The organism is Flavisphingomonas formosensis, from assembly GCF_009755815.1.
GTDB classification, from domain to species: Bacteria; Pseudomonadota; Alphaproteobacteria; order Sphingomonadales; family Sphingomonadaceae; genus Flavisphingomonas; species Flavisphingomonas formosensis.
Genome location: NZ_WRPK01000004.1, coordinates 510,801 through 529,517, shown reverse-complemented (window position 1 = coordinate 529,517; position 18,717 = coordinate 510,801). Strand labels below are relative to the sequence as shown.

The window sequence follows — 18,717 nt, the reverse complement described above, 5'->3', positions numbered from 1 at the left end:
TTGTACAGGCGAGGTGTCTTCGTCGGTACTCGTGACATAGCTCAGCTGGATTCCATCGACGATCGCGCCGCTACAATAATGCAGACCGGCCCTTGACCGAAAAATCATCATGTGAGGGGGGGCGTTCCGCTTCTCCAGCGCGCCCTCCCCGGGAGCGCCTGAATTTTACCAGCGATAACCGATCGTGCCCTGCACGGTGCGGCGATTGCCATACCAGCACCAGCCATAATCGAGATAGCAGGTGGTCAGATATTTCTTGTCGAAGATGTTGGTGGCGTTGACGGCCAAGGTCACGCCTTCCAGGCGCGGAATGGTCTTGCCGAGATCATAGCGCACCAGAGCGTCGAACAGCGTGTAGCCCGGCGTATTGTAGGTGATGCCGTCGAAATAGGTGCCGGCATAGACATGGTCGACATGGCGCACGGCGCCGCCGACCGCGAAACCCTCCAGCGGCCCCTGCTCCGGCGCCCATTCGAGATTGGCCGAAACGCCGCCGCGCCCGACGCCCAATATGCCCGCTCCATCACTGTCCCGCACCTTCTGCCGGCTGAATGCGAGCTTGGCCTGAAAACCATGGCCGAGCGGGGCGCTGGCTTCGACCTCGACGCCGCGCGAACGCACCTTGCCGGTCTGGATCGAATAGTTGGTGTTCGGGACCGACGTCAGCAAATTGGTCTGGCGAATGTCGAAATAGGCCGCGGTCAGCAGAATCTGCGTGCCGACCGGCTGATATTTGACGCCGGCCTCGATCTGCTTGCCGAGCGACGGCTTGGCCTGACCCTGCGACCCGTCATTGTTCAGCACCAGCCCGCTCTGCGGCTGGAAGGAGGTTGAATAGGTGACATAGGGCGCAATGCCGAGCGCCGTCCTATAGAGCGCGCCGGCTCGCCAGGTGAATTTCTTGGAATGCTCGGCGTCCGATCCGACGGGCTCGACCCGCGCCCAATCCTGGCGCCCGCTCAGCATCACCCGCAGACCGCCCCAACTCATCTGATCCTGGACGTAAATGCCCTGCTGGCGGACATGATAGGCGAGATAGCCGCCGAACGCGTCCGGCACGTCCTGCGGCGTCTGCGGCACGACCTGGGAGCCGTAGACCGGATTATAGCCATCGAGCGACGAGAAGGATCCGAAGGCGTAATCCTCCGTCGAATGCAGCACCTGCCGATCGACGCCGAACAGCAGATTATGCGTGATCGGGCCCGTCTCCACCTTGCCCATCAGCTGATTGTCGTACGTCCACGCCTTCATCCGCTCACGGGTCGAATAGGATGCGCGCGAGAAGGTCGCGGAGGTCGGGTCGCTGCTGTCCAGGGAACCGCTCGTATACGCAATGCCGAGGCGCGACTTCACCGATTGGTAGCGGCCCGATGCGCGGAACGCCCAGCCACTGCCGAAATCATGGTTGAAAATATAGGTGATCGCCCCCTGCTCGCGGCGGAAGCGATTGTCCGGCTCGCCGCCGTCGAACTTGGTCGAAAGCTTCCCGTTGGGATTGGCGATGAACGTGCCCGAGGCCGGGAAGACGCTGTAGGTGCCATTATAGGGATCGTGCGAATAGTTGGCGAGCAGGGTCAGGGTGGTCGATCCGCCTTGCCCCACGGTCACCGCACCGGAGATGGTCTGCCGTTCGCGCTTGCCGAAGCGCTGCTGCGTATGCGCTCCGTTCGCGCTGCCATAGACGCGCCAGGCGATGCTCGGGCTCAGCCGGCCGCCGACATCGGCGTCGACGCGATACAGGTCGTAAGTGCCGTACGTCCCGCTGGCCGCGCCATAGGAATCGGAGGCCAGCGGCAGCTTGCTGGACAGGGCGACGAGACCGCCGGGGCCGGACTGGCCATAGAGCGCGGACGCCGGCCCTTTCACGATCTCGACACGATCGAGCCGCGAGACGTCGATCTGGGTGGACGCATAGCCCGACGGGCTGTCGTAGATGCGCAGGCCGTCGAGATACTGCATCGCATCGAAGCCGCGCAGCTTGAACTGGTCGTACACCTCGGCGCTCGATCCGCGCTGCTCGGGGGTCACGCCGGCGACGAAGCGGAGCGACTGGTTGAGATTCTGGAGGCCGAGGCCGGCAATATCCCGCGCATCGATGACGCTGATCGATTGCGGCGTCTCCGCCAGCGGCAGGCTGCTCTTGGTGCCGGCAGACGCCACGGTGCGCTCGCGCTCGCCGGTGACGACGATGACGCTTCCCGGATCCTCGTTGCTCTCCGCCTCGGCCAGCGCCGGGCCGGCATAGAGCATCGCCCCGAGAATCAGAGCCTTGGCGTAATTTGGGTCGACCATCATTTCCCTTTCCGCATTCCGAGAGGCGCCACTAAAGAGGTTGATAATAGTTCGCAATTGCATTTTAAATGCGTTTTGCAAGATTCGTCATCTCCCGGATAGAAGGCGCTCTTTCGAAGGGATGCGGACGATGACCGGCAGGAGTGCTCGACGAACGAACCCGGCCCCGCGCGGAGGGCGCTGGCGCACCGGTCTGACCGTTGTAGCCTTCCTGCTCGCAAGCGGATGCGCGACAGCACCCCCGCACCGGGTTCTAGCCTGCAGCGCCGCCGCCGCGCCCCGCATCACCCTCTCGCACGACGGTCGCAATGCCTCGACTACCCTGTCGGTGCTGACCTACAATCTCGAAGGTCTCGGCTGGCCTGCGCGTAGTGGGCGTGCGCCGCAGTTGCGCGAGATCGGTCGCAGGCTCGCCGCGATGCGCGCGGCCGGTACCGCGCCCGACATCGTGCTGTTCCAAGAAATGTTCTCGGGCGCGGCCAAGCAGGCGGTAGCGGACAGCGGCTATCCCGCGATCGTCACCGGGCCGCGCCGGACGACGCGCCCGGATCCGTCGACCACGGACCCGCTGCCCGGCAAAGCCCGCATCAAGCGCGGCGAAATAGGCCTGCGCCTTACCGGCGGAGGCGTCGCCATCGCCTCACGCTACGCGATCAGCGCGGTCGAGATGCGGGCTTATGGCCGCCGGTCCTGCGCGGGGATCGACTGCCTCGCCAACAAGGGCATAGTGTTGGCGCGGATCAGCGTACCGGGCGTGCCGACGCCGATCGACGTCTATGACACGCACATGAACTCGCGCAGCGCCTCGCGTGCGCCGCTGGCACGCAATCTCGCCGCCCATGACCGGCAGGCGCTGGAAGCGTCCGAGTTCATCGATCGAACCCACGATGATTCCTATCCGCTGATTTTCGGCGGCGATTTCAACATGCGCCACTCGGAGCGGCGGTGGGAGAATTTCTCCCGCTACCAGTCTCTCCTCCTCGTCCATCGCGTCTGTGTCGATGCCGCCTCGGGGTGCGACGTGCGTCTGTCGTGGGACGGCGACGCACCCTGGATGGACACGCAGGATCTGCAATTCTTCTGGCACGGCACCCAGGTGTCGGTACGCCCGATCCGCGTCGAGGCGATGTTCGACGGCGGCCCGAGCGGCCCGGAGCTTTCCGATCATGACGGCTTCCTGGTCACCTACGAACTGAAATGGGCGCGGGCCGGCGCGCCGCGGCCGCCTTGTTGAGCCGCGCCGGGGTCGGCAGGGCTTCGGACGAAACGGAGAAAGTCAGAATGCTTCGCGCGATGCGCTCGCCGACGGTCGCGGTAGCCTGGCTGCTCTACTAGGGCGCGATGCTTCCTCCTCATGATCCTGAGCGTCGCCGAAAAAATCGCCCACGGTGCGTCCGTCGGCACGGCAGCAGTCGCGCAGGAGAAAACCCAGCAGCTCGTGAAACCAGACGCGCCGGCCCATCCATAATACCAGCGGATGGCATGGCGGATCCGTGCGTCGGAGTGCCAGATCCACCGCCTGAGCGAGCGAGGCCGCAATTGCGCGACCGCTTCGATCAGCTTGACCCACAGAAACAGGCGCCACGGCGGCAGATGCCGCATCCCGAGAACCTGATGCTTATAGTCCCACTTCGTCATATCCGGCTGGACCACCGGACGATCTCGGGCGAACCGATAATAGGGCGTCCAGCGGTGCGGCGTGACGTAGAGCGCCTGGATCTGATCCGCGTCATAGGAGACGATCTGCCGCAATGCCCGCCAGAGGTCTCCGTCTGTCTGGTCCTCGAAGCCCGAAACCCATGTCATCATCGAAAGGATGGAATGGCGGCGCAGCAAGCGGATCGCCTCCCGGTCGGCGGAAATGCTGCCGCCCTTGCGGATGAGCTTCAGCGTCGCCTCATCCGTATTCTCCATGCCGAGCAGGAAACGCTCGAAGCCGGCCTGCTTGTAGAGATGGAGGATATCCGCATCCCGCACGATATCGTCGGCGCGGGTCGAGCCCACCAGCGTCACCTCGACACGCTCGGCGATCAGCGCCTTCAGAAAAGCGCGCCAGGCGGTTCGGCCGGCGCTGGGATTTTCATCCGCGAAGTTGAACACCTCGATCCCGTGATCGCGGTGAAGCCGCGCGATTTCCGCCGCCAGCAGCTTCGGATCGCGATGCCGCCAGCGCGTCCAGAAACCTCTTTGCCCGCAATAGTTGCACAAATGCGGACACCCTCGGGAAAATTGGATGACCACCGCGCGTTTTCCGCCCCAATAGCTGTATCGACGAAAATCGACGAGTTCCCAGCCGATGCGATAGGCGTCGAGATCTGCAATCACCGGCGCGGCGCGTGTCCCCACGATCTCCCCATCGCGGCGAAAAGCGATGCCGTCGATGCGATCGAGCGGCTCGCCACGGCCGAGCGCTCCCATCAACCGCCGAGCCGTCTCTTCGCCCTCCCCGCGGACGATGGCGCAAACATGCGGCTCCCGCGCCAGTATCTCGCGCCAGAAATAGGTCGGGTGCACGCCGCCATACACGATATGCGCGCCCGGCAATGCGCGAGCGATGGCAGCGGACACCTCGGCGATGACCGGATGGCCGGACGACGATCCGGAATGACCGAACAGAACAGCATCGGGCGCCCTGGCCACCGCCTGGAGGACCAACTGCTCGGTCGACATCGGCCCGAACTCGCCATCGAGCAGGGTCACCTCATGGCCGTCGTCAATGAGCGGTCCTCCCACGCACAGCAAGCCGAACGGAGGCAGATGCTCTCTTGGAATGCGGCTGCCGATGGATGGGTGAGGCACATTGACGAGCAGGATACGCACCGGATTCTCCCAATGAGGTTGGCAGCTTCTCGCGGACGAAAGTCGAGCGCTGATCGGTGGCCGATGGAGAATCGATGCAGCCTGCACGTCGGGCACGGCACGGCGACGGCCCTTGCCCCACACACGAACAAGTCCATTGGCGCGCCCACGCAATGCGACTATGACCGCGCCCGAGCGGCGGCCTTAGGCCTGCCGCTCATGATCGCGCCGGTGCCCCGCGAGGGGCTTCAAAGGGAATGCGGTGCGGGGGTTTCACCTCCTAATCCGCGGCTGTCCCTGCAACTGTAAGCGGCGAGCGCGATGCACATCGTTCCCTCCTCTGGGGGGGAACAGTCACTGGGGCCAGCATGAGCGCGGTCCCGGGAAGGCGGTGCATCAAGCCCTGACCCGCGAGCCAGGAGACCTGCCGGCGCATGGTCGCTCTTGCCATGGTCCAGGGATTGGCCACGGCACGGTCTCTCCGTCTGAGCGACGAAGCCTGCGGCTGGGGCCGCACGGCGCATGGCAGCGGGCTTCGTGCCCGTCCGCGGCCGTGCGCCGGCCGTTCGCCGAACGGTCCGCCCCGGCCCGTCGTCGCCCGGGGCGCGGGAGATTGAGCCGATGATCCGTTTTGCCGCCATCATTCCGTCGGAAGCGGGCGCATGAGCAAGGTACCCGCGACCGTCATCACCGGCTTCCTCGGTGCCGGCAAGACCACGCTGATCCGCCATCTCCTGCAGAATGCCGGCGGCCGCCGCCTCGCGCTCGTGATCAACGAGTTCGGCGACGTCGGCGTCGACGGCGATCTGGTGCGCGGCTGCAACGACGCCGCATGTCCGGAGGAGGATATCGTCGAGCTCGCCAATGGCTGCATCTGCTGCACCGTCGCCGACGATTTCCTGCCGACCATGCAGAAGCTGCTCGATCGCCCCAACCCGCCCGAGCATATCATCATCGAAACCTCCGGCCTTGCTCTGCCCAAACCACTGGTGAAGGCGTTCCAATGGCCGGATATCCGCACCCGCACGACGGTGGACGGCGTGATCGCGCTGATCGACGCCGATGCGGTCGCGGCCGGCCGCTTCGCGACCGACGAGGCCGCGCTCGCCGCGGCGCGCGCCGCCGATCCCTCGCTCGATCATGACAGCCCGCTGGAGGAGCTGTTCGAGGATCAGCTCGCCTGCGCCGACCTGGTCATCCTCAACAAGACCGATCTGGTCGCGGCGGATGCGCTCGGCGCGGTCGAAGCGGAGATCGGTGGCGGCATCCGTTCCGGTGTACGCATCGTGCGCGCCGCACAGGGCGCGGTGGATGCCGCCGTGCTGCTCGGCCTCGGTGTCGGCGCCGAGGACGATCTCGACGCCCGCCCCTCGCATCATGACGGCGAGGAGGATCATGACCATGACGATTTCGACAGCTTCGTCGTCAAGGGCGGCAAGGTTGCGGACATTGTGCCGCTCCTCGCCGCGCTGGAGCGGCTGATCGCCGAGCATGATATCCTGCGCGTCAAGGGCATGGTCGCGGTTGCCGGCAAGCCGGCGCGACTGGTGCTGCAGGGGGTCGGCCCGCGCATTCAGACCCATTTCGATCGCGCCTGGGGTGCCGGCGAACCGCGCCGCTCGCATCTCGTGGTGATCGGTCAAAAAGGTCTCGACCGCGCCGCGATCGAAGCCAAGCTCGCACAGGTGCTGGGCGCGGATCCGCGCTGATGCATCTGCTCGCGGCTACGCCGGGCACCGTTTCGAACGGCGAGGATGCGATCGACCTCGCCCAGTCGCCCGGCGACATCGTGATCCTGACCGTCGCGGACAGCGAGCTTGCCTGCTTCGCCCATGCCGCGGCGGCGCTGGGAGACCGCGCGCCCAGCGTCCGGCTCGCGAACCTGCTGCAACTGCGCCATCCCTATTCGGTCGATCTCTATGTCGAGACAGTGATCGCCCACGCCCGCTTCGTGTGCGTGATCCTGCTCGGCGGGAAATCCTACTGGCCCTATGGCATCGACGAGATTGCGGCGATGGCGCGCACCCGCGGCATCGCCTTCGCCGCGATCGCCGACGGCCGCGAAGCGGATCCGGAGCTGGAGCGCGCCTCCACTTTGGCTCCGGCCGGGTGCGATCGGCTGCGCGATTATCTGCGCCAGGGCGGCATCGCCAACGCCGTCGGCTTCCTGCGCACCGCCGCGCGCCTGATCGGGAGCGACGCCGGCCAACCGGACGATCCGGTGCCCGTCGCCGATGCCGGCCTTTACCTGCCGGGACTGGAGCGCCCCACCCTCGCCGACGTCCGCGCCCGCTGGCAAGCCGGTCGCCCGGTGGCGCTGTTGGTCTTCTATCGGGCGCTGCTGATCGCCGGCACGCTCGAAGCGGTCGATGCCGTGATCGCCGGACTGGAGACGCAAGGGCTGAACGTCGTTCCGGTCCATGTTCGCGCCCTGCGCGAGCCCTTCGCGCGCGACTGGCTCGCCGGGCTGATCGACCAGGCTGCGCCGGACGTGATCCTCAACGCCACCTCCTTCGCTGCCTCCTCGCCCGGCGAGACGCGCACTCCCAGCGTGCTGGAACGCGCCGACTGCCCGATCCTGCAGACCGTGTTCGCCGGCGTCGAACGATCGGTGTGGCAGGAGAGCGCCCGCGGCCTCGGCCCGCGCGATCTGGCGATGAACGTCGCGCTGCCGGAAGTGGACGGACGCCTCTTCACCCGCGCCGTCGCCTTCAAGTCCGCCGAGCGTTTCGACGCGCGCACCGAATGCGGCATCGTCGTCCCGCGCGTCGATCCCGGCCGGGTTGCCTTCGTCGCGGCGCTGGCCGCCAACTGGGCCCAGCTGCGCCGCACGCCGCCGGCCGAGCGCCGAATCGCGCTGGTGCTCGCCAACTATCCCAATCGCGACGGACGGATCGGCAACGGCGTCGGCCTCGACACGCCGGCCAGCGCGGCCGCGATCCTCGCCGCGCTCGGCGACGCCGGCTATGCTATCGGCGATGCGCCCCGCGGCGGCGCCGCGCTGATGCAGCTGATGACGGCGGGCGTGACCAATGCGCCCGGTTCGGCCGATCGCCCCGGTGAGATCGCCCTCCCGCTGGCCGACTATCGCGCCGCTTTCGCGCTGTTGCCCGAAGACGCACGCCAAACCATTGTCGCCCGCTGGGGCGAGCCCGAGGCGGATCCCTTCCTCCGCGACGGCGCCTTCCGCCTCGCCGTCCACCGCTTCGGCCATGTCGCGCTCGCGGTGCAGCCGGCACGTGGCTACAATATCGATGCCAAGCAGAGCTATCACGATCCGGCGCTGGCGCCGCCGCACGCCTATCTCGCTTTCCATGTCTGGCTGGAGCAAAGCTTCGGCGCGCAGGCGATCGTGCATGTCGGCAAGCACGGCAATCTCGAATGGCTGCCTGGCAAGGCGATCTCGCTGTCCGAGAATTGCTTTCCAGAAATCTGCGCCGGGCCTCTCCCCCAGCTCTATCCCTTCATCGTCAACGATCCCGGCGAGGGCACCCAGGCGAAGCGGCGGATCGGCGCGGCGATCGTCGACCATCTGACGCCGCCGCTGACCCGTGCGGAAAGCTACGGCCCGCTCAAGCAGCTCGAGGCGCTGGTCGACGAATATTATCTCGCCGCCGGCATGGACCCGCGCCGGCTCGACCGGCTCCGCCGCGACATACTCGATCTCGCACGCAGCCAGGGGCTCGACAAGGATGCAGGGGCGAGCGGCGACGATGACGACGCGCTCGCCGCGATCGACAATTATCTGTGTGAGCTGAAGGAACTGCAGATCCGCGACGGGCTGCATGTGTTCACGCAGTCGCCGGAGGGGCGGCTGCGGCGGGATCTGGTGGTCGCATTGGCGCGCACGCCGCGTGGGTATGAAGGGGCCGGGGAGGCTTCGATGCTACGGGCGCTGGCGGACGATCTGGGGCTGGGTTTCGATCCGCTGGATTGCCGGTTGGGCGATCGATGGGAGGGACCTCGGCCGGAGATTCTGGCGGCAATATCAAACGATCCCTGGCGGACGGCCGGGGATACGATCGAACGGCTGGAGATGGTGGCCGCGGATTTGGTTGATGAGGCTTGCTCCATAGACCGTCACCCCTACGAAGGCAGGGGCGATGGGGAGTTGGCAGCAACCCGGATCGTCCTCGACGCAATCCGCACCGATCTCGCCCCCCGCGTCGACGCCTGCGGCCCAGCCGAAGCCGCCGCCCTCCTCGCCGGCCTCGACGGACGCTTCATCCTTCCCGGCCCCTCGGGCGCGCCGACGCGCGGGCGGCCGGATGTGCTGCCGACCGGCCGCAACTTCTATTCGGTCGATACGCGCGCGGTGCCCACCGCGGTCGCCTGGGATCTCGGCTGGCGTTCGGCGCAGCTGCTCGTCCAGGACTATCTCCAGCGCGAGGGCGACTATCCCCGCGCCATTGCGCTCTCCGCCTGGGGCACGGCCAATATGCGTACCGGCGGCGACGACATCGCCCAGGCGCTGGCGCTGATGGGCGCCCGGCCGCGCTGGGACTGGACGTCGGGCCGCGTCACCGGCTTCGAGCTGATGCCGCTCGCCGAGCTAGGCCGGCCGCGGGTGGACGTCACCTTGCGTATCTCCGGCTTCTTCCGCGATGCCTTTCCCGAGCAGATCGACCTCATCGACAGCGCGGCGCGCGCGGTGATGGCGCTGGACGAGGCCGCCGAGGACAATCCGGCCGCCGCGCGCCACCGCGCCGAGACCGCCGCGCTAATCGATCGCGGCGCCGATCCCACCACCGCCGCGCGGCGGGCCGGCACGCGCGTCTTCGGATCGCGGCCGGGGGCCTATGGCGCCGGCCTGCAGGCGATGATCGACGAGCGGCTGTGGCACAGCCGCGCCGACCTTGCCGGCGTCTATCTCGACTGGGGCAGCTACGCCTACGGTGCCGGGGTCGAAGGCGATGCCGAACGCGAGCTGTTCGCGGCCCGCCTCTCCTCCGCCGACGCGCTCGTCCAGAACCAGGATAATCGCGAGCACGACCTGCTCGACAGCGACGATTATTATCAGTTCGAGGGCGGCATGGCCGCCGCGGTCGAGCATCTTTCCGGCCGCGTGCCGCTTTCCTATCACAATGATCACAGCCGCCCCGAACGGCCCGTGATGCGCACGCTGGAGGACGAGATCGGCCGCATCGTGCGCGCCCGACTCGTCAACCCCAAGTGGATCGCGGGCGTGATGCGCCACGGCTACAAGGGCGCGTTCGAGATCGCAGCCTCGATCGACTATCTCTTCGCCTTCGCGGCCACCACCCATGCGGTGCGCGACCATCATTTCGATGCCGTCCACGCCGCCTTCATCGAGGACGAGGCGGTACGCGCCTTTATGGCGCAGGCCAATCCGGCGGCCCTGCGCGAAACCGCTACCCGTCTGGCCGAGGCGCTGGCACGCGGCCTGTGGAAACCGAGATCGAACAGCGCGGGCCTGCTGCTCGCCGAGCTCAAGGGAGACGAAGCATGAGCGTCCAGCGCACCGAGGAACAACATGCCGAGAAGATGCGCAAGAAACAGGCCGCGCACGACAAGATCGTCGCGGCCAAGACGATCGAGAAGGGCCTGCTGATCGTCCACACCGGCAAGGGCAAGGGCAAGACGACGGCCGCCCTCGGCATGGTGGTGCGCGCCATCGGCCATGGCAGGAAGGTCGGCGTCGTGCAATTCGTGAAAGGCGCGATGGCTACCGGCGAAAAGACGGTGTTCGACGCCTTTCCCGACCGGATCGAATTCAAGCCGATGGGCGAAGGCTTCACCTGGAATACCCAGGATCGTGCGCGGGATGTCGCAGTCGCCCGCGAGGCCTGGGAAGAAGTGAAACGGATGATCGCCGATCCGGCCTATGACATGGTGCTCGCCGACGAGCTCAACATCGTCCTGCGCTACGATTATCTGCCGCTCGACGAAGTCGTCGAGGTGCTCACCGCTCGGTCCCCGGCGAAACATGTCATCGTCACCGGGCGCAATGCCCCCCAGGCGCTGATCGACGCCGCCGATCTCGTTACCGAGATGACGCTCGTCAAGCATCCGTTCCGATCGGGCGTGAAGGCGCAGCCGGGCATCGAATTCTGATCATGCGCCCAGCGATCATCGAGGGAGACCGCCCATGCTGACCCGCGTCGCCGATGGCCCGGCCATCGTCGCCTGCAACACCTGCCGCCATGCGAAAGACGCACGTGAGGATGCGGACGGGCGCCGCGGCGGCGCGCGCATGGTGGAGGCCCTGTGTGCCGTCCAGGCCGCCGATCCGCGCTATGCCGGCATCGCCGTCCAAGAAATGCCCTGCCTCTTCGCCTGCAGCGAATATTGCACCGTGCACCTGCGCGCGCCGGGCAAGGTGGGCTATGTGCTCGGCCGCTTCGCGCCCGACGAGGACGCCGCCCGCGCCCTGCTCGACTATGCCGTGGAATATGCGGCGAGCGAGCATGGCCGCGTGCCCTTCGCGCGCTGGCCGCAAGGCGTGAAGGGTCATTTCATCACCCGCACGCCGCCGCCGGGCTTCGTCGCGGAATGAAGCCAGCGCGACCGAGCTCGGATAGGACAGCTTCAAAACCTCTACCGTCATCCCAGCGAAAGCTGGGATCACTATCGACCACGAACGGCGTGCTTTTCGAGGGCGATGCCAGCTTCCGCTGGCATGACGTGGATGCAAGCAATGATCCTCTCCAGAGGAGGAGGATGCGCGTCGAACGAACAGGCTCGACGCGAACGTTTCCCGGAGACAATTGAAATGACTGCCTTCCCGACCCGCACCGCTTTCGAGGCGGCGCTGCGCGATCTGCCGGCTCCCGATCCCGCCGCGATCGCCGCCGCGCGCGCGCGGCAGGCGATGCTCACCAAGCCGGCTGGATCGCTTGGCCGGCTGGAGGAGATCGCGATCTTCCTCGCCGGCTGGCAAGGACGCGAACGGCCGCTGCTGGAGCGCGGTCGTGCCGCGGTGTTCGCCGGCAATCATGGCTTCGTCGCCCATGGTGTCAGTGCCTTTCCCGCCGAGGTGACCGCCCAGATGGTCACCAATTTCGAGGCCGGCGGCGCGGCGATCAACACGCTTGCGCGTGCCGCGGGGCTGGAGCTGACCGTCGTCCCGCTGGCGCTCGACATGCCGACCCAGGACTTCACCGTCGCCCCCGCCTTGTCCGAAGCCGAGTGCCTTGCCGCCCTTTCCGCGGGCGCAGCGGTGGTAGAACCCGACCTTGACCTGCTCGTCGTCGGCGAGATGGGCATCGGCAATTCGACCGCGGCGGCGGCTCTTTGCACGCGCGCCTATGGCGGTCCGGCCGCCGACTGGACGGGACCGGGCACCGGCGTCGGGCAGGTTGGCATCGCGCGCAAGATCGCGGTGATCGAGCAGGCGATCGGCTTTCACCGCGACGCCCCGCAAACCCCGTTCGAGACGCTGCGCCGGCTCGGCGGCCGCGAAATCGCAGCCATGGCAGGCGCGATCCTGCGCGCGCGGCAACTCGGCGTCGCAGTCATTCTCGACGGGTTCATCTGCTGCGCGAGCATCGCGCCGATCGCCGCCGTGCATCCCGGCATCGTTGCCCACTGCCTTGCCGGCCATCGCTCCGCCGAACCGGGCCATCGCCGCCTGCTCGCGCGGCTCGGGCTGGAGCCGATGCTGTCGCTCGACATGCGGCTCGGCGAAGGCAGCGGCGCCGCGGTCGCAGTCGCGGTCATCCGATCGGCGCTGGCCGCACATGGCGGAATGGCAACCTTCGCCGAGGCCGGCGTGTCGGACGCCGGATGAGCGCGCCGCGCCTGCTTCACCTGATGCGCCACGGCGCGCCGATGCGGACCGGCCTGATGCTCGGCCACACCGACGAGCCGCCGAACCCGGCGGGCATCGCCGCATGCATGGCCCAGGCGGAAGGGCTGGACGCCGCGACCATAATCGCCTCCGATCTCGCCCGGGCGCGGCAGGCGGGAGAAGCGATCGCCGCGGAGTGCGGCATGCCCCTTCACGTCGACCCGCGCTGGCGCGAACTCGATTTCGGCGCCTGGGATGGCCGCGCCTCGGCCGAGATCGATCGCGGTGCGCTCGGCCGCTTCTGGGGCGATCCCGATGCCGCGCCGCCACCCGGCGGCGAACGCTGGTCCGCGCTGCGCGAACGGGTTGGCGCAGCGATCGACGGGTTGCCAGCCGGTCCGGCGCTCGTCGTCACCCATGGCGGCGCGATGCGCGCGGCAATGGCGCTGCTCTGCGGCTTCGCCCTGCCGCAGCTCTGGGCGTTCGATCTGCCCTATGGCGCACTGCTGAGCCTGCGCCTTTGGCCCGGCCCGCAGCGGAGCGGCCAGATCGTCGGTCTGTGGCCATGAAAGGCCCGATACTCGCGCTGCAATTCCTGACCAGGCTACCACTGCCGCGCGTGGAAGCGGACGCAGGCGATTTCGCGGCATCGATGCGCTGGTTTCCGGCGGCGGGCATCGTGATCGGCGCCATCCTCGCCGCGGCCGCCTGGGGTGGAGCGCGGATCGACGCCTGGACCGGAGCGCTGGCTGCACTCGCGGCATGGGTGCTCGTGACCGGCGCGTTGCATCTCGACGGGCTCGCCGATCTCGCCGACGCTCACGGCGCGATCCATAAGGGACGTGAGCGGCTGCTGGCGGTGCTCGCGGATCCGCATGTCGGCAGCTTCGGCGTGGTGGCGGTCGTGGTTCAGCTGATCGCAAAGCTCGTGCTGCTGCACGGTCTGGTCGCGGCAGGCGCCCCCGCCGTGCTGATCCTCATTCCCTTTGCCGCACGCATCAGCCCGCTGGCCTGGACGCTGTGGCTACCGCCGCTACACGAAGGACTGGCATCGCGCTTTCGCGCCGCAGTGCGCTGGCGCGACGTGATCCTGTGGAGCCTCCCCTGCGCAGCCGCCGCCTGGTTTGCTCCCGCCCTGCTCGTGGCGCCTGTGCTGATCGCGGCCTGGGGACTCAAGGTGCGGCGGACGCTCGGCGGCATTTCGGGAGACGCCCATGGCGCCGGGATCGAGATGGTGGAGACCGGCCTGCTCGCCACTTTCCTGCTGCAGTTCGGCTGACGCGGCAGACCGGTTCCGCGCCGATCAATGCTTCGTATGCGTCATCCGATCGACATAGGCGATTCCGATCGCCGAGAGGATGAAGGCGCAGTGGATGATCGCCTGCCACATCACGCCGGTTTCCGTGACGCGCGCGGTCGGCAGGCCGAGCGCGCTCGCCTCGATGAAGGTGCGCAGGAGATGGATGGAGGAGATGCCGATGATCGCCATCGCCAGCTTCACCTTGAGGATGCCGCTGTTGACATGGCCGAGCCATTCCGGGTGGTCCGGATGCCCTTCGAGGCCGAGCCGCGACACGAACGTCTCATAGCCGCCGATGATCACCATGATCAGCAGGTTGGAGATCATCACCACGTCGATCAGGCCCAGCACCACCAGCATGATCTGCTGTTCGCTGAGGCTCGGCGCGTGCGAGACGAGATGGGCGAGTTCCTTGAGGAACAGGAACACGTAAACGCACTGGGCGGCGATCAGGCCTAGATAGAGCGGGAGCTGGAGCCAGCGGGCTCCGAAAATGAGCTGGGAAAGCGGACGCATAACCTCATCATGAACTTCTGTTAATGATGAGATGCGCATAGCAGCCCCTGTGTGACAGTGCCACCGCGGGGGAATGCGATCAGGCGCCGGCGGCCTCCTTCGCCATCGCCACCAGCGCGTCGATATCGAGGTGCGTCTCCAGAGTCTCAGCGATCTCGTCCAGCGCGGCATCGATCGAAACGCGATAATCGCGGCCGGCTCCGGTTCCGCCGATCCGCGCGAGCAGCGCCGTGCGCTGCCGGGAATCCGCGAGCAGGCCATGGACATAGCTGCCGAGCACCAGGCCGTCCGCGCTGATCGCCCCGTCGATGCGGCCGTCGTCGAAGGTGACGAGCGGGCGCACGGTGTCCGGCCCGTCGGTCTCGCCCATGTGCATCTCATACCCCTCGAAACGCGCACTGAGGGCCGTGCCGGCGACCGGGCGGAGCGCCTTTTGCGCGCTCAGCACGGTATCGACCGCGAGCAGCCCCAGCCCTTCGGCAGACCCCGCTGGCCCTTCCATGCCGTGGGGATCGGCGATGCGCCGGCCGAGCATCTGATAGCCCCCGCACAACCCCAATATCGCGCCGCCGCGGCGATGATGGGCGCGGATATCGACGTCCCAGCCCTCCGCGCGAAGTGCAGCGAGATCGGCGATCGTCGCCTTGGATCCGGCCAGCACGACCAGCGCGGCGCCAGCCGGGATCGGCCGACCGGGCGGAATCATGGCGAGTTCCACGTCCGGTTCGAGCTTCAGGGGATCGAGATCGTCGAAATTGGAGATGCGCGGAAGGATCGGGCAGGCGATCAGCAGGCGGCCACGAGTCGCCGCTGCCGTCCGTTCCAGCACCACGGCATCCTCGCTCGGCAGGCGGGCCGTCGCCGGCAGCCAGGGAACGACGCCGAAGCCGCGCCATCCGGAAAGCGCCTCGATCTGGCGGTAGCCATCCTCGAACAGCGCCGGATCACCGCGGAACTTGTTGATGACGAAGCCGCGGATCATCGCAGCATCGGCCGGATCGACCACCGTGCGCGTGCCGACCAGGGCCGCGATCACGCCGCCGCGATCGATGTCGCCGATCAGCACGACAGGCACATTCGCAGCTCGGGCGAAGCCCATATTGGCGATGTCGCTGGCACGCAGGTTGATCTCGGCGGGCGAGCCCGCCCCTTCGACCACCACGATATCCGCGCGCGCACGAAGGCGCCGGTAGCTCTCCAGCACCTCGCCGAGCAGAGCACCCCGCGCCGCGCGGAAATTGCCGGCACCGAGCGTGCCGCGCACCCGTCCGCCGACGATGAGCTGCGAGGTGCGGTCGGCCTGCGGCTTCAGCAGCACGGGATTCATGTCGCTATGCGGTTCGGCCCCGCAGGCAATCGCCTGCAGCGCCTGCGCGCGGCCGATCTCGCCGCCATCCGCGGTGACGGCTGCATTGTTCGACATGTTCTGCGGCTTGAACGGCAGGACCGAATGGCCGCGCCGGACGAGCGCGCGGCAGAGGCCCGCGACGAGAACCGACTTGCCCACGTCCGAACCGGTGCCCTGCAGCATCAAAGCACCCATGCCACGCCTCCCGCGACGATCCACAGCAGCAGGCAGGCCCGACGATAGACGATCAGCGCACGCTCGATGTCCGCCCCGCGCGCCGTGATGCGGCCCTCCCCGATCCACGGCTTCAGATGCGCGATGCCGTCATAGGCGATCGGCCCCGCCAGGCGCAGCCCGAGCACGCCCGCCATCGCCGCCTCGGGCCAGCCCGCATTGGGTGAGGCATGGCGGCGCGCATCGCGCAGCATGATGCGCCAGCCACCCGGCCCGGCGAGGCAGATGAGCAGACCGGAGATCCGCGCCGGAAGGAGGTTGAGCAGATCGTCGGTGCGCGCCGCCGCCCAGCCGAAAGCGCGCCAGCGCTCCTCGTGATGGCCGATCAGGCTGTCCGCCGTATTGATCGCCTTATAGGCCCAGATCCCAGGCAGGCCGAGCAGCAGCAGCCAGAAGCAGGGCGCGACCACGCCATCGCAGATGCTTTCGGACAGGCTCTCGATCGCCGCCCGGCTCACGCCCGCCTCGTCCAGCGCGCCGGTATCGCGGCCGACGATCATCGCGACCGCACGGCGTGCGGCCGGCAGATCGCCCCGGCCCAAAGCCGCGGCGACGGGCCGGACATGATCGTTGAGGCTGCGCTGGGCGAGCCCCGGGGCTGCCAGCAGGCCGATGAACGGCCACGCCCAGCCGCCGAGCCGGTCGACCAGAAGAAATTGCAGCGCCAGCCCGCCGCCCGCCGCGATCAGGAGCAGCAGCAGGACGGTGACGACACCCGCGACCCGGCGGGTGCCCTCACCGAAGGAGCGATGATTCCAGAGCCGTTCGCAGCCGCCGATGAAGCGCGCGAAGAGGCCCACCGGGTGGCCGATACGGCGATAGAGCGGAGCCGGCCAGCCGATCGCGGCGTCGATCGCCAGCGCAAGCAGGGCGATGGGTTCAGCCATCGGCGAGCGCCCGATCGAGACGCGCGAAGGCCGCCTCGCTGCCCGGCAGGCCGAAGCGCAGCACATCGGGATCGTGATCGAACGGACGGGTCAGGATGGCGGCACGGGCGAGCCGGTCGAACAGCACGGCCGCATCCGGCGTGCGGATCAGGCGAAACAGCGGCGAGGCGCCTGTCGCGGCATATCCATGGCGGGCAAGCAAGGCGTCGAGCCTGGCAGCATCCTCGGCAAGACGCGTGCGCATCGCGTCGATCCAGCGGGCATCCCGATAGGCGGCCGCGCCGATGGCGATCGCCGCGGCGGAGACCGGCCAGCTGCCCAGCCGCGCCCGATAGGCGGCGATGATCGGACGCGGCGCCAGCACGAAGCCGAGCCGGACGCCCGCCAGACCGAAATATTTGCCGAACGAGCGAAAGAGGACGAGCGGCACCCCATCGCCGACATGGCCGGCGAGGCTGATTTCCGGTTGGGCGTCGGCGAACGCCTCGTCGACGATCAGGTGCCGCCCCGGCGCCAGATCGCGCAGCAGCGCGTGCAGCCGCTCGGGCGGCGTGATGCGACCGTCGGGATTGTTGGGATTGGCGAGGAGCAGCGACGCGCCGGCCCGCACCGCCTGCTCCATATGCTCCGGCGCGATGCCGCGGCCGTCCGTCAGGGCATCGGCATGGCTCCGATAGGCGGGAGCGACATGGGCGCCGCCGGGAGGCAGCACCGTGCCGAGCAGCCGCAGGCCGATCTCCGTTCCCGGCAGCGCGCAGACAAAAGCCGGATCCGCGCCGAAACGGGCCGCGGCGGCCGCCTCGAGATCCGCGAGCGCCTGTTCGTCCGGCAAGGCCCGCCAATCCACCGCGACAGCCCCGGCACCCGGCCAGCTGTGCGGATTGATGCCGGTGGAGAGATCGAGCCACGCGGCCTGCGGATGACCATAGACCTGCCGCGCCTGGCCGATCCTCCCTCCATGAAACGTCCACTCGCGCAACGCATTCTTCTCCGATCCCGACGCGGATTGCTCTTGCCTGTCCCGGCGCACGCGACAACCCCGATCTTGCCCGTTACAGCGACGGACATGACGTCCCGGCCGGCCTCCTCCCTGTTCGTTCTTGGTGGCACCCGCTCCGGCAAGAGCCGCTATGCGCAGATGCGCGCCGAGGCGCTGGCCGGCGATCTCGTCTATGTCGCGACGGCTCAGGCTCAGGACGCCGAAATGCGCGATCGGATCGCACGACACCAAGCCGATCGCGGGCCACGCTGGCGAACGATCGAAGCGCCGATCGATCTGGCCGCCACGGTAGCAGCCGAGGCCAGGGCCGGCCGGGTCCTGCTGATCGACTGCCTCACGCTCTGGGCATCGAATCTGATGTTCGCCGAACGGGACGCCGCGCTGGAAACCGGCCTGATGGCCGAGGCGCTGCGCGGAGCGGCGGGCCCCGTGATGCTCGTTTCCAACGAGGTCGGTCTCGGCATCGTGCCGGACAATACGCTGGCCCGTCGCTTCCGCGATATTGCCGGCCGGATCAACCAGGAGATCGCAGCCGTGGCCGACGAGGTGCAGTTCGTCGCGGCCGGCCTCCCGCTGCGCCTCAAATAGGGA

At 67.9% G+C, this 18,717-nt stretch carries 15 protein-coding genes and 1 riboswitch; of the genes, 9 read left to right on the top strand and 6 right to left on the bottom strand.

What is annotated here, in order from left to right; all coding sequences use genetic code 11:
* Positions 1 to 165: 165 nt before the first annotated feature.
* Entirely contained in the window at positions 166 to 2,295 is a 2,130-nt protein-coding gene (locus GQY20_RS14600; protein WP_332836092.1) for a TonB-dependent siderophore receptor, read from the bottom strand.
* 127 nt (positions 2,296 to 2,422) lie between these two features.
* Here GQY20_RS14600 and GQY20_RS14595 point away from each other — a divergent pair, with 127 nt between their 5' ends.
* A complete protein-coding gene (locus GQY20_RS14595) occupies positions 2,423 to 3,526 on the top strand; it encodes an endonuclease/exonuclease/phosphatase family protein (RefSeq protein ID WP_157217828.1) in 1,104 nt (367 codons plus the stop codon).
* Here the strand turns inward: GQY20_RS14595 and bchE are convergent.
* Positions 3,478 to 5,112 carry a magnesium-protoporphyrin IX monomethyl ester anaerobic oxidative cyclase gene (gene bchE, locus GQY20_RS14590; RefSeq protein ID WP_198350959.1) on the bottom strand — a complete coding sequence of 545 codons (1,635 nt, stop codon included), beginning with the start codon at positions 5,110 to 5,112 and terminating at the stop codon, positions 3,478 to 3,480. The two genes, GQY20_RS14595 and bchE, sit on opposite strands and share 49 nt — an antisense overlap.
* Before the next feature lie 196 nt (positions 5,113 to 5,308).
* A riboswitch (cobalamin riboswitch) is annotated at positions 5,309 to 5,537 on the top strand.
* A gap of 216 nt (positions 5,538 to 5,753) precedes the next feature.
* Between bchE and cobW the strand changes: the two genes are divergently transcribed.
* The 7 genes from cobW (at position 5,754) to cobS (ending at position 14,120) form a co-directional block, all read left to right on the top strand.
* Positions 5,754 to 6,800 (top strand): cobalamin biosynthesis protein CobW, encoded by a 1,047-nt coding sequence (gene cobW, locus GQY20_RS14585; RefSeq protein ID WP_157217827.1) that lies wholly within the window; start codon positions 5,754 to 5,756, stop codon positions 6,798 to 6,800.
* The gene (gene cobN, locus GQY20_RS14580; protein ID WP_157217826.1) at positions 6,800 to 10,561 is read left to right on the top strand and encodes a cobaltochelatase subunit CobN; all 3,762 of its coding nucleotides are present in this window, start codon (positions 6,800 to 6,802) and stop codon (positions 10,559 to 10,561) included. Before cobW ends, cobN begins: the two co-directional genes overlap by 1 nt.
* Complete coding sequence (gene cobO, locus GQY20_RS14575; protein ID WP_157217825.1) at positions 10,558 to 11,166, top strand: cob(I)yrinic acid a,c-diamide adenosyltransferase; 609 nt, start codon at positions 10,558 to 10,560, stop codon at positions 11,164 to 11,166. Before cobN ends, cobO begins: the two co-directional genes overlap by 4 nt.
* A gap of 34 nt (positions 11,167 to 11,200) precedes the next feature.
* On the top strand, positions 11,201 to 11,608 hold the full coding sequence (locus GQY20_RS14570; RefSeq protein ID WP_157217824.1) for a DUF1636 domain-containing protein: 408 nt from the start codon (positions 11,201 to 11,203) through the stop codon (positions 11,606 to 11,608).
* A 216-nt stretch (positions 11,609 to 11,824) separates the two neighbouring features.
* A complete protein-coding gene (cobT, locus tag GQY20_RS14565; RefSeq protein ID WP_157217823.1) occupies positions 11,825 to 12,841 on the top strand; it encodes a nicotinate-nucleotide--dimethylbenzimidazole phosphoribosyltransferase in 1,017 nt (338 codons plus the stop codon).
* Positions 12,838 to 13,410, top strand: coding sequence for a histidine phosphatase family protein (locus GQY20_RS14560; RefSeq protein ID WP_157217822.1), 573 nt, complete (start codon positions 12,838 to 12,840; stop codon positions 13,408 to 13,410). Before cobT ends, GQY20_RS14560 begins: the two co-directional genes overlap by 4 nt.
* A complete protein-coding gene (gene cobS / locus GQY20_RS14555; RefSeq protein ID WP_157217821.1) occupies positions 13,407 to 14,120 on the top strand; it encodes an adenosylcobinamide-GDP ribazoletransferase in 714 nt (237 codons plus the stop codon). The genes GQY20_RS14560 and cobS overlap by 4 nt, the downstream gene beginning before the upstream one ends.
* 24 nt (positions 14,121 to 14,144) lie before the next feature.
* Here cobS and GQY20_RS14550 read toward each other — a convergent pair whose 3' ends face one another.
* The 4 genes from GQY20_RS14550 to GQY20_RS14535 all read right to left on the bottom strand — a co-directional run bounded on the left by GQY20_RS14550 (position 14,145) and on the right by GQY20_RS14535 (position 18,105).
* Positions 14,145 to 14,657 carry a TIGR00645 family protein gene (locus GQY20_RS14550; RefSeq protein WP_232476053.1) on the bottom strand — a complete coding sequence of 171 codons (513 nt, stop codon included), beginning with the start codon at positions 14,655 to 14,657 and terminating at the stop codon, positions 14,145 to 14,147.
* Positions 14,658 to 14,736: 79 nt separating this feature from the next.
* On the bottom strand, positions 14,737 to 16,200 hold the full coding sequence (locus GQY20_RS14545; RefSeq protein ID WP_157217819.1) for a cobyric acid synthase: 1,464 nt from the start codon (positions 16,198 to 16,200) through the stop codon (positions 14,737 to 14,739).
* Entirely contained in the window at positions 16,188 to 17,126 is a 939-nt protein-coding gene (gene cbiB, locus GQY20_RS14540; protein WP_157217818.1) for an adenosylcobinamide-phosphate synthase CbiB, read from the bottom strand. The genes GQY20_RS14545 and cbiB overlap by 13 nt, the downstream gene beginning before the upstream one ends.
* A complete protein-coding gene (locus GQY20_RS14535) occupies positions 17,119 to 18,105 on the bottom strand; it encodes an aminotransferase class I/II-fold pyridoxal phosphate-dependent enzyme (protein WP_157217817.1) in 987 nt (328 codons plus the stop codon). Before GQY20_RS14535 ends, cbiB begins: the two co-directional genes overlap by 8 nt.
* Before the next feature lie 87 nt (positions 18,106 to 18,192).
* Between GQY20_RS14535 and cobU the strand changes: the two genes are divergently transcribed.
* A complete protein-coding gene (gene cobU / locus GQY20_RS14530) occupies positions 18,193 to 18,714 on the top strand; it encodes a bifunctional adenosylcobinamide kinase/adenosylcobinamide-phosphate guanylyltransferase (RefSeq protein WP_157217816.1) in 522 nt (173 codons plus the stop codon).
* Positions 18,715 to 18,717 lie beyond the last annotated feature (3 nt).

Excerpts from the sequence above, each read along its gene's own strand:
- GQY20_RS14600 (WP_332836092.1), bottom strand. The coding sequence starts at position 2,295 with ATGATGGTCGACCCAAATTACGCCAAGGCTCTGATTCTCGGGGCGATG.
- GQY20_RS14595 (WP_157217828.1), top strand. The coding sequence starts at position 2,423 with ATGACCGGCAGGAGTGCTCGACGAACGAACCCGGCCCCGCGCGGAGGG.
- cobW (WP_157217827.1), top strand. The coding sequence starts at position 5,754 with ATGAGCAAGGTACCCGCGACCGTCATCACCGGCTTCCTCGGTGCCGGC.
- cobN (WP_157217826.1), top strand. The coding sequence starts at position 6,800 with ATGCATCTGCTCGCGGCTACGCCGGGCACCGTTTCGAACGGCGAGGAT.
- cobO (WP_157217825.1), top strand. The coding sequence starts at position 10,558 with ATGAGCGTCCAGCGCACCGAGGAACAACATGCCGAGAAGATGCGCAAG.
- GQY20_RS14570 (WP_157217824.1), top strand. The coding sequence starts at position 11,201 with ATGCTGACCCGCGTCGCCGATGGCCCGGCCATCGTCGCCTGCAACACC.
- cobT (WP_157217823.1), top strand. The coding sequence starts at position 11,825 with ATGACTGCCTTCCCGACCCGCACCGCTTTCGAGGCGGCGCTGCGCGAT.
- GQY20_RS14560 (WP_157217822.1), top strand. The coding sequence starts at position 12,838 with ATGAGCGCGCCGCGCCTGCTTCACCTGATGCGCCACGGCGCGCCGATG.
- cobS (WP_157217821.1), top strand. The coding sequence starts at position 13,407 with ATGAAAGGCCCGATACTCGCGCTGCAATTCCTGACCAGGCTACCACTG.
- GQY20_RS14550 (WP_232476053.1), bottom strand. The coding sequence starts at position 14,657 with ATGCGTCCGCTTTCCCAGCTCATTTTCGGAGCCCGCTGGCTCCAGCTC.
- GQY20_RS14545 (WP_157217819.1), bottom strand. The coding sequence starts at position 16,200 with ATGGGTGCTTTGATGCTGCAGGGCACCGGTTCGGACGTGGGCAAGTCG.
- cbiB (WP_157217818.1), bottom strand. The coding sequence starts at position 17,126 with ATGGCTGAACCCATCGCCCTGCTTGCGCTGGCGATCGACGCCGCGATC.
- cobU (WP_157217816.1), top strand. The coding sequence starts at position 18,193 with ATGACGTCCCGGCCGGCCTCCTCCCTGTTCGTTCTTGGTGGCACCCGC.